Here is a 9,661-nt window from a genome sequence, read left to right as displayed (position 1 = left end):
AGTGGGTTTCGCTTTCTAAATTGGTTATCTGCGATGTAGGTATCAAACCCGCTTTGTGCCATAAACGCTAAGTTTGCTTCACTGTTAAACCCACTATCTGCGGTAAACTTGATGGTGTTGTCGGTGGCGCCGTGAGGGGAGCGGAGCTTATTAAGCTGTTGCTTTAATTGCGTCACCGCGGGTTGCAAAGTTTGTTGTTCACCAACCGAGCCCCACACTTGTGCTTGCAGGATAATTTGGTGTTTATCATCGTTTATCGCTATCCCGTTGTAGCCTTGGATAGTGCCTTTGGATGTGGTCATCTTCGCGCTATCGGGGTCGGTGATATTGCTTTTAACTGGCTTGCCTTTGCTGCCGGTTTTTTCTTGGTGAGTCGCGAGAAATTCAGCGATTTTTTCGATGCTCTTATCCAGTTTTTCTTTTTGCTTTAAGTCCTGCGTTATCAACTCTTCACTTAGATTATCTTGGCATTGATGGCGCTCGATGATGCGTTGACTGGCACGCGCTAATTTCGCTTTTTTTCGCCCTAATTCGTCGAACGTGCCACTCCATTCCTTACTCGCGTTTGATTTTAACTTGCAGCCATCAATCGCAAACATGTTACGACCTATCAAACCTTCTTCATCACATATCAGCAGCACTTGTGTAAATAGCGGCTCAATTTGCTCGTGCATTTTTGCAACAAACCCAGCGATAGTCGTGTAATGCGGCTGAATATCACCGGAGACGCTCATAAATAAAATATTCGTTTCACAGGCCTTTGCAATGCGGCGGCTACTGATAAAACCATGGGCATAACCCAATAGAATAATCTTTAACATCACTGCAAGTGGGTAAGCCGCGGCACCTGATTTTTCGTTGTTATACCATGCATCAAACCCGGATAAATCGAGCTTGTTTTCGACGATATAACAAAGCGCATACTCAAATGTGCCCGGCAGAATTTGCTCAGCAAAATTGATAGGAATGAATTTGTTTTGGCAGGATAAGTCAGGCTTGTAGTTGGCCATAACAATGAGTCGCAGGTGAATAATATTGATTAGATCACAGCATGAAAGATGGTTCAAGGTTAAAAAACGACCAACTTGAAAATCGGGCGTATTAGCCCCTAAAAAGAGAAATTCTACAGCCTCAACGCCGCAATAAGCGGACTAAAACAGTGGGTTAAAATGTGTAGCGAAGCGAAACGTAACCCACTGTTTTAGTTCCGTTTAATTGCCTTGTTAGCCCTTTTGCCAAATGCGATACGTGTAATCTAAGTTTGATTTAAATCGTTGTTCAAACACATTATGGTAGCCCTTTGGTACATTAGGGAAAAATATATCACCTTCAATTTCACTATGAACTGTTGATATATGAAGTGTTTCAGCTCGATTGATAAGTGCTTTGTATATTTCGCCACCGCCCGACACAAATGCATGATCAGTAATATTTTTCAGAGTAGATAATGCATTATCAATAGAAGAGAAATAGAAAACATCGCTATCTTCGGACTTTGTTTCAGAACGAGTAATTACTGCATATTTTCTATTTGGCAATTTACCCATAGACTCGAAAGTCTTTCTACCAACAATTAACCATTGATTGTATGTCATAGCTTTAAACAATAACTGCTCACCTTTTACTGACCAAGGGATATCCAGTCCTGAACCTATAACGCCGTTTTCAGAAACAGCAGCGATTAATGATAATTTCATGCGACTCCAATGAGGGCTAACGCTTTTAGCAGCGGTGCCGTTAGGCATCCGCTGGCTAAATTTGTTAGCTGCCTTTGCTTTGTCTTGGAACAGCTTTTTGAAGGCCATCCGTTAACAACACTGCAAAAGCACTGTGATGAGTCAATCCCGACAATACTTTGGATTGGATGCTTAAACCTTGATAATCGCGTGATTTTAACTGATTCTCGAATGCCAGCATTTCCTCTACCATACTACCTTCTTCACTACCGATGTACATGAATACACTTGCTTTCATGGCCTTATTATTTTTTGCAAAGTCACTTTCCAGCCGAAACATCACTTTGTTGTCATACCAAAACGATGGACTGCCTAAGATGTAGTAGTCAAATAGTTCGGAATTAGTGATCAAGATGTTGGCGCCAAGCAAACCGCCATATGAATGACCAACAAATATTTTTTTATCCTGTCTGATTCGATATGTTTGATTAATCAGGGGGAAAACCTCGTCTGATATGAAACTAATGTACTGACTGGCTTTACCTGAATACTTTTGAACTTCGAGCGAATGTCCCCTTTTTTCATTTGGGGCATATGTTGGTGTGTAGTCTCTTGTGCGACTAAGCAAAGGGTTATGCCCTTTGGAATATGAAATCCCGACAATAATGACATCCTCGATATCCCGGCCAGCCATCAGATGCACAATGCCGCTCGCCACTGCAACTGAATAACCTGTGTCATTTAATAATACCAACGGGTATTTTTTGTTATTTTCTGAGTAATCGTTAGGCAGGCGGATATACAGTTCGTACTCCAATCCGCTTACTTCAGATTTTATTTTCAGGGTATGCGTATTTCGAATTTCAAATTCGGTGCTTTCCTTGGCACTTAGCGACGCAGAGAAAAAAATAACAACAGCAAAAGCCAACTTAATAAACTTAAAAAACATCATTTTCCTTAAATGTGTGAAGGTTAACCACAGCTAACGCTTCACATCAGAGGACAACAAACCGCATAGCGGTTTGTTGTCCAGCTGCATGTGTTTGTTAGCTGATCCAGCTCACTCAGTCCTCTCGATTTCACCAGGGCGCCAGGTTTTGTTGATCCAGGGTTCCAGAGGGCCATACATGCGTAAGATGGTGAACCAACTCTTGCCCGGTACGGTCTGCAGCCAGTTCGACTCTTTTCCTTTTGGTGCTTTCGGCCCGAAATAGACATCGTAGGAGCCGTCGGCATTTTTCTGGAAGCCATCGCTTTGGCTGCCAACCGTCGGAAACATCTGGCTGGTCTGTAGCAGCGAACGCGTCTGCGTGTCATACAGCGTCACTGCCCAGAAGTCATTGACAGGAACATTCGGCGGTAGGTGAAGCTTGTAGGTCTTTGAGCCGTCGAATGCTTTCTTGTTCGCATCCAGGTATGCCAGGGCATAGTCGGAACCGGCGCCGACATGAGTTGTCGCCATGGCCGGCGTTACGCCAGTCGCATTGAAATAGAACAATACCCGCGCATCCAGGCCCATTGCGCCTTCCTCCTCGAACGACGTGTTCTTGTTTGCATACGCCATCGTCCAGGAGCTGTCGGTATCGGGATAAATAAACACGCCGTCTATGCGCGGCTGGTAAGTGATAGCGCGCGCGGTGGCACTGCCAATCATCGCGGCTTCGTTCAGCAGCTTGGTCATGCGTGCGTCGGGCTTAAACGGCTTGCCTTTGACAATGCCTATAGCCGCCAGTTGACCGCGCATCTCTGCTCCGATGGCATCGATCGGCTCCACTTGTACGAGCTTGTTGAGCTCCTCGTAAAAGCTAATGTCATTACTCACGATCGTGCTGTAGCTCATGCCGGAAAAGTTTACGAACTCAGTCTCGGGGGGATTATCCGCTTCTGTAAGCGAGTAAATCTTGAGCTTTGATTTGATGTTCTGCACGGCAGGCGCTAGCCCGTCCTTGATCGAGCCACGCAAGAACATCAGGTTATTGTAGGTGCGTGGTTTCACGATGAAGTAGCCTGCCGGTTCCGGCCCAGCGTAGTCCGGGGGCAATATCAGATACTTGCCACCTTTGCCGCGGTCAGGGCCGATCGCACCAAGATTGCTGACGAACCTGAACCAAGCATCGTCGAGGAACCCAAGCATGCCCGGAGGTAGTTCGACGACCAGTGGCCCGTCGGTCTTCAGGTCGAGATAATTGACGGCATACAGAGTAGACGTGTTGCCGGTCAGGTACAGGGATTCAGGCTTGAGTAGCTGTTCGGAGATAGGCACCACGTTTGAACGATTCGCGCCAATACTCGCATTGCCAGCCCGCATTGCATTCAACGATCCGGCACCCTGGTTGTTCAGGTAAACTTCTACAGCTCGCATCCGGTCGAGGTTGTCATAAAGCTTGTCGATCGTGGCATCGCTCGGCACACCATCGAAGAATTCCAGTTTACCGATAGGTGTCTTAACTCTGTCGGGTATCGATATTGATTCCAGCGTTTCCGGCGATACTTCAGCCTGAACCGTCGACAAGGCTGATAAAGCGAGCACAGCAGATGTAAAAAACAATGTAAGTGGGTTGAACTTCTTCATAGTTGTATTTCCCTTGGTTACCCAAAACCATTAAAACAATCGATGAAATATTACAGATTCAGTCAGCTAACAGCTTATTAGATCCCATAATGGGGTGATAAAGCGCCCCAAAACGGCGTCTAAAACATATCCACAATATTTACATCATTTTTATATATAGTAAACAATCAATTATAGATTACGTTGCGCTTTCGCTGTCATATTCCGACAAAACGGCGACTAACAATGTTATGCGACAAGTATTAACTCATTTTGCTCAAAACATGTTTGTTACTAATCAAATTCAATTATCCACCGATACCGACATTCTCAACGCGCATTGTAAATTCTACTTTTATAATTAACTGCTTTCCGTATAATTGAAAATAGTAATACATCTCATTTACTTTTTAGGATGCATTTATGCCGCAACAACCGTCAACTAAGATCCGCCAACCGATACTTGTTACAGTGAAGTCTGTTCGCGATATTAGTCCCCATTTACGCCGCATTTGTTTTACTGGCCCCGCATTGGCTAGCTACCCGTTTCAATGTAATGGTGCGCACATAAAAATTATGCTGCCTCAGCCACATCAATTAGAGCCAATATTACCGACCATGACCAGCAAAGGACCACGCTGGGAGTCAGATAAAGATAAGCCTATCTTACGCACTTTCTCTATTCGTGCATTTCGCGAAGCAGAGCAAGAGATTGAGATTGACTTCGCGCTGCACGGCGATCTTGGCCCAGCAACCCGCTTTGCCACCCACGTTAAAATTGGCGATGTGCTTGGGATTTCGCCCCCAGGTGGCCCCGAGCCAATGTTAAAACCCGCTCGTTATTACTACATGGCAGGGGACTTAACGGCCCTTCCCGCCATCAGTGCGATGATTGCCGATATGCCGTCCACTAGTCAGGGTTATATTGCGCTATTAGTGCCAAGTAAGACTGATATCGATGATTTAGCGGTACCCACAGGCGTCACTGTTCGCTGGTTTGTTGGTCAGCCGGCACAAAGTGATAGGTTGATCCAAAGTTTCATCGAGCAAACATTGCAAAGTGAAGATAGCTATTTTTGGTTTGGCGGCGAAGAAACGATTGTGGTGGGCTTACGTCGCCATGTTCGTCGCCATTTAGATATTGAGCGCACTCAGGTTTATGCCATTCCCTATTGGCGTAATGGCCAAAGTGAAGATGCCTACCACCAACGCCGACATGATGTATTAGAAAACTGATTTCTCTATGTGAAGACATCGCTATCGGGATGCATCAATCGATCTCCCGATTCCCTCTGAGGGTTAGCAAAACTTCGTGTTCAGGGATGAAAATGTGCTGACTCGCCCCTAGCCTAACCGTTTTAAGTCAACAACGTTGCTCTTTTTCCGGCGCGGTACAATAACAGGGGCATGATCAAATGGCGCTTGCATAATATCCACATCAGTTTTGTAAAGCGAGTCAATCAAGCTTTTTGTGATAACGTCATTTACCGGGCCTGATGCTATCACCTTGCCTTCACCAATCGCGATCAGCTCATCGCAATAGCGGGCAGCCGCGGCTAAATCATGGATCACTAAGACCACCGTTTTACCTGCACTCACCATTTCGCTAATACTTTCTAGTACCTCAATTTGATGGCCTATATCTAGCGCACTGGTTGGCTCATCCAACAGGATGATATCGGTGTCTTGGGCAAGGATCATCGCTAACCAAGCGCGTTGACGTTGACCGCCAGATAAACTAGCAACTGACTGATCAAGAATGCTTTCTAGATTCATTAATTGGATCGCCTTGGCAACTTGCTCAGCATCTTGCTCACTCCACTGCCTAAACCAGCTTTGATGAGGATGTCGCCCATATTGCACCAATTGCTCTACCGTGATGCCCGCCGGGATTGTTGGGTGTTGTGGTAAATAAGCGATATGCTTAGCCAGTTGCTTCATCGTGTAGTTTGACAACGGCTGTTGTTTTAACACAATTTCACCTGCTGTCGGCATCATTTGCTTCGCCAATAACTTGATTAGGGTTGACTTCCCGCCGCCATTTGGTCCAACAATACCCACTAAAGAGCCGGCACTTAAGGTAATTGAAACATCCTTAATCACAGCCTTACTTTCATAGCAAAAATTTATTCCGTTAACAGACAATAATGCCATTAGTCAGCCCTTCCTTTATCACGCAATAAAAAGATTAATAACATCACTCCGCCTAAAATCCGTGTCATGATCCCCGTAGCAACCTCGTGGGGATCCGCTAACACTCGTACAAAGGTGTCACTGCACAGTAACAGCAAGGCGCCCAAAATAGCTGCGCACCATAATGGAACAATGCGGTCTTTTAATAAGTAAGAAGCGATAATTGGTGCCGCCATGGCAATAAATACCACGGGACCACCAATGGCCGTGCCCAATGCGGCAATCATAATGGCCAGCATTAAAATGGCCAATTGCACCCTATCAACGTTAACACCTAAGCTTTGCGCTGTGTCCACGCCTAACCGAAGTACATTTAACTGCCGTGAGAAATACATGACTAAAGGACAAAGGGCCAATAAAATAGCCGCAACGGGTAAGCTGGTACTGTAACCTTGACCAACAAAATTCCCCATCGTCCACATGTACACCGCGCTGACATGGACAATTGATTCTGTCGACATCAAAAACTCGCCCAAGGCGCGCATTAATTCTGAAACACCAATGCCAATAACAACAAATAAATAGCCCTGCTCACCGGGGTTTTTACATAAAAAATATAATATCAACGCCGCGAACATGGCACCTATTGGCGCTATCCACCAAGGCCACGACCCCATGGTGATATAAAGTGTAAAAAAGGTAATGGCCAGCGTCGCGCCTTCATTTACCCCTATCATATCTGGGGTAGCTAAGCGGTTTCTGACCAATGATTGGATCAAGCACCCCGCTAGGCCCATTGCCGCGCCGGCAGTCAACACCGCAACCACTCTGGGTAAACGTATTTTAAATACCATGATTTCGATTAAACGACTGGTGTCACCAAATATTGCTTGCAGCGCTAGCCAAGGCGTCAGCTTAGCAGAGCCAACACTGATGGAAATTACCGACAAGATCATCAAAGCGAGCAGCAAAAGCAACCCGATGCACACGGCACGCTTTTCCAGCAACAAACTGTGACGGCGCCAAGTAAAAAGCCATTTACCAGTGGGTATAGCAGCACCATGAAGTGGGGGCGAAACCTTGGTTTTTGCGAATGAAGTTAAAGACACAGCAATTCCTTATTTAACCGCCAGTAACGATCGAAACCCACCGCGATGCACCACCGCAATAAGAACAGGCGCACCAATCAGTGCTAATATCACGCCATTTGGCATTTCAAAAGGTTGGATCAACCAGCGCGCTAAAATATCTGCAATAAATAGAAAAGTAATACCAAACAAAGCAGAAAACATGACTTGTTTAGACAAAGTAACAGGCTCAACCATGCGCGCACAATAGGCCGCTAGAAAGCCCACGAAACTAATCGGGCCGGCTACCGAAATGGCGCAAGCGGTGAAAATAGTTGATGCAATCAACACCCCAATACGCACCCAACCAGTATCAATGCCCAAGGACTTAGCCTGATGCTCACCAAGTTGCATGAGTGTCAGCTTACGCGCCAAAATAATGGTGATAACCATGGCGACCAGCATAAAAGGCATGATCATCAGCATGGCTTGCATATCCGCTGCTGCTAATGAGCCTAAATTCCAAAACCTAAATTGATCCAACACCACGTTGTTGGACAATAAAATGTAGTTCGACAGACCGCCAAAAGTAGCGCTCAATGCAACCCCCACTAAAATCAGTTTTAACGGGCTCGAATTACCCAATAAATGGCCAATAAGCAACACAACCCCATTGCCAACAAACGCACCCACTCCTGACCAAACTAAATAGCCATGGGCTGATTCAACCCCGAAATAAGTGAGTCCGGTGACAAGGCCGAGTACCGCACCGGCATTAACGCCCAATAAACCGGGCTCTGCTAACGGGTTACGCGTTGCACTTTGTAGCAATGACGCGGCCAGAGATAAGCTGACTCCCACTATCACAGCGCATAAAGTACGTGGTAAGCGTAAGGTGTCCATCACCATAGCAAGTTGTTGATCTTGGCTTCTTTCGCCTAATACGAGGTATTTAAACGCATCCGTAAAGCCATATTGCCCAGCACCAACCGACACCGATGTCGCGGCAAGCAATAGCACACTCGCCAGTCCTGCCCCTAGCCAAATCCAGTGATGTTTTGTCACTATGACCACTCCAATATTCTTAACCAGCTTCAACGCGGCTTACCCAGTCTCAGGTAGCTACCTACTTTAACGGCGCACATAATATCAGCACTGAAATACATTTAGTAGTCTTAATAGTAATAGTTATCAGTACCTTTATCATGTAGTATCATCACTCCCGTTTTACACGACTATCAAGAAGGAATGGTTATGCTTTTTCGTCATGCTGCGCTTGCTTTAGCGCTGATTTTTACATCAATAACTGCATCTGCCGAGGCGACTCGAGTGGTAAAGGATGCTCAAGGCAATGAAGTTATCGTGCCTGAAACGCCACTGCGCGTGATCACTTTAAGTGAAATTGACCTTGATGCGACTATTGCGCTGGGCATGACGCCAATCGGCACCGTGAATGGCCGCGGCCAGCAAACCTTGCCTCGCTACCTGATGTCAGAAATAGCAGGCCCGATCCAAATTGTTGGCGATCTAAATCGACCTAACATGGAGGCCATATTAGAGCTTGAGCCTGATTTGATCTTAACCATGCCTAATCGCCCGGAAGTAATTGCCCTTTTAAATGAAATAGCCCCAACGGTGGTGACCTTTAGCTACGGGGAAAACTGGCAAAACGTTTTTACTCGCACGGCTAATATTTTAAACAGAAACGAACAAGCAAGTGCATTTATGACTCGCTACAACCAAGCCGTAACCGACGCCAAAGCCGCTATTGGCGATAAGCTTGGCCAAAGTATCAGTGTGGTGCGTTGGAACCCAAAAGGTCCTGCTTACATGTTCCGCGACTCGTTCGCAAGCCAAGTGATCTATGACGCTGGCATGGTGCGTCCTCCCCACCAGCAAGACAAAGGCCATACTCATTCACAATCTTTAAGTCTAGAAGCCCTTCATCATTTAGAAGGCGACTGGATGGTGATTGGGACACTGAGTACTAATGGCGAGGCCGTTGATGCCATGGAGCAAGCCAAATCGACGCCTGCTTTTAAGCAACTACAGGTGATTCAAGCGCAGCGTTACGCCGCGGTAGATGGCTCATTATGGACTTCTGTTGGCGGCCCTTTGGCAGCGCTGAGTGTATTAAAAGATATTGTTAACTTAGTTAATCAGCCCACTGCTACACCACTAGCTCGCACTCTTGAGCCGTAACGCTAAAACGCCGTTCATTGGGTGATTAGCTT

At 46.1% G+C, this 9,661-nt stretch carries 9 protein-coding genes; 2 read left to right on the top strand and 7 right to left on the bottom strand.

The genetic code is table 11. The annotated features are described in order from the left end of the window. The 4 genes from K6Y31_RS19775 to K6Y31_RS19760 all read right to left on the bottom strand — a co-directional run. Positions 1-1,010: transposase (locus K6Y31_RS19775; RefSeq protein ID WP_233054763.1), on the bottom strand; the 1,010-nt coding region annotated here is incomplete at its 3' end. 213 nt (positions 1,011-1,223) lie between these two features. Beyond that, complete coding sequence (gene dfrA / locus K6Y31_RS19770) at positions 1,224-1,697, bottom strand: trimethoprim-resistant dihydrofolate reductase DfrA (RefSeq protein WP_108122820.1); 474 nt, start codon at positions 1,695-1,697, stop codon at positions 1,224-1,226. Between the two features lie 64 nt (positions 1,698-1,761). Next, entirely contained in the window at positions 1,762-2,628 is an 867-nt protein-coding gene (locus K6Y31_RS19765) for an alpha/beta hydrolase (RefSeq protein WP_233054762.1), read from the bottom strand. A 108-nt stretch (positions 2,629-2,736) separates the two neighbouring features. Then, positions 2,737-4,248 carry a DUF1254 domain-containing protein gene (locus K6Y31_RS19760; RefSeq protein ID WP_233054761.1) on the bottom strand — a complete coding sequence of 504 codons (1,512 nt, stop codon included), beginning with the start codon at positions 4,246-4,248 and terminating at the stop codon, positions 2,737-2,739. A gap of 402 nt (positions 4,249-4,650) precedes the next feature. Here K6Y31_RS19760 and K6Y31_RS19755 point away from each other — a divergent pair, with 402 nt between their 5' ends. Next, positions 4,651-5,463: a siderophore-interacting protein gene (locus K6Y31_RS19755; RefSeq protein ID WP_233054760.1), complete on the top strand. Its 813-nt coding sequence runs from the start codon at positions 4,651-4,653 to the stop codon at positions 5,461-5,463. 108 nt (positions 5,464-5,571) lie between these two features. Here K6Y31_RS19755 and K6Y31_RS19750 read toward each other — a convergent pair whose 3' ends face one another. From K6Y31_RS19750 to K6Y31_RS19740, 3 genes are read right to left on the bottom strand one after another with little or no spacing between them, the layout of a single operon-like run. Then, positions 5,572-6,381, bottom strand: coding sequence for an ABC transporter ATP-binding protein (locus K6Y31_RS19750; protein ID WP_233054759.1), 810 nt, complete (start codon positions 6,379-6,381; stop codon positions 5,572-5,574). Beyond that, the gene (locus K6Y31_RS19745; protein WP_345790276.1) at positions 6,381-7,469 is read right to left on the bottom strand and encodes a FecCD family ABC transporter permease; all 1,089 of its coding nucleotides are present in this window, start codon (positions 7,467-7,469) and stop codon (positions 6,381-6,383) included. The genes K6Y31_RS19750 and K6Y31_RS19745 overlap by 1 nt, the downstream gene beginning before the upstream one ends. A 9-nt stretch (positions 7,470-7,478) precedes the next feature. After that, on the bottom strand, positions 7,479-8,492 hold the full coding sequence (locus tag K6Y31_RS19740) for a FecCD family ABC transporter permease (protein WP_345790275.1): 1,014 nt from the start codon (positions 8,490-8,492) through the stop codon (positions 7,479-7,481). A gap of 189 nt (positions 8,493-8,681) precedes the next feature. Between K6Y31_RS19740 and K6Y31_RS19735 the strand changes: the two genes are divergently transcribed. Beyond that, complete coding sequence (locus K6Y31_RS19735) at positions 8,682-9,629, top strand: ABC transporter substrate-binding protein (protein WP_233054758.1); 948 nt, start codon at positions 8,682-8,684, stop codon at positions 9,627-9,629. Positions 9,630-9,661 lie beyond the last annotated feature (32 nt).

The sequence above is a fragment of the Motilimonas cestriensis genome, from assembly GCF_021295315.1.
Taxonomy (GTDB): Bacteria; Pseudomonadota; Gammaproteobacteria; order Enterobacterales; family CBDFNC01; genus Motilimonas; species Motilimonas cestriensis.
The sequence above is the reverse complement of the archived record's forward strand: the minus strand, read 5'-3'. Positions and strand labels throughout refer to the sequence as shown.

Coding starts and splice junctions, on each gene's coding strand:
- dfrA (WP_108122820.1), bottom strand. CDS start 1,697: ATGAAATTATCATTAATCGCTGCTGTTTCTGAAAACGGCGTTATAGGT.
- K6Y31_RS19765 (WP_233054762.1), bottom strand. CDS start 2,628: ATGATGTTTTTTAAGTTTATTAAGTTGGCTTTTGCTGTTGTTATTTTT.
- K6Y31_RS19760 (WP_233054761.1), bottom strand. CDS start 4,248: ATGAAGAAGTTCAACCCACTTACATTGTTTTTTACATCTGCTGTGCTC.
- K6Y31_RS19755 (WP_233054760.1), top strand. CDS start 4,651: ATGCCGCAACAACCGTCAACTAAGATCCGCCAACCGATACTTGTTACA.
- K6Y31_RS19750 (WP_233054759.1), bottom strand. CDS start 6,381: ATGGCATTATTGTCTGTTAACGGAATAAATTTTTGCTATGAAAGTAAG.
- K6Y31_RS19735 (WP_233054758.1), top strand. CDS start 8,682: ATGCTTTTTCGTCATGCTGCGCTTGCTTTAGCGCTGATTTTTACATCA.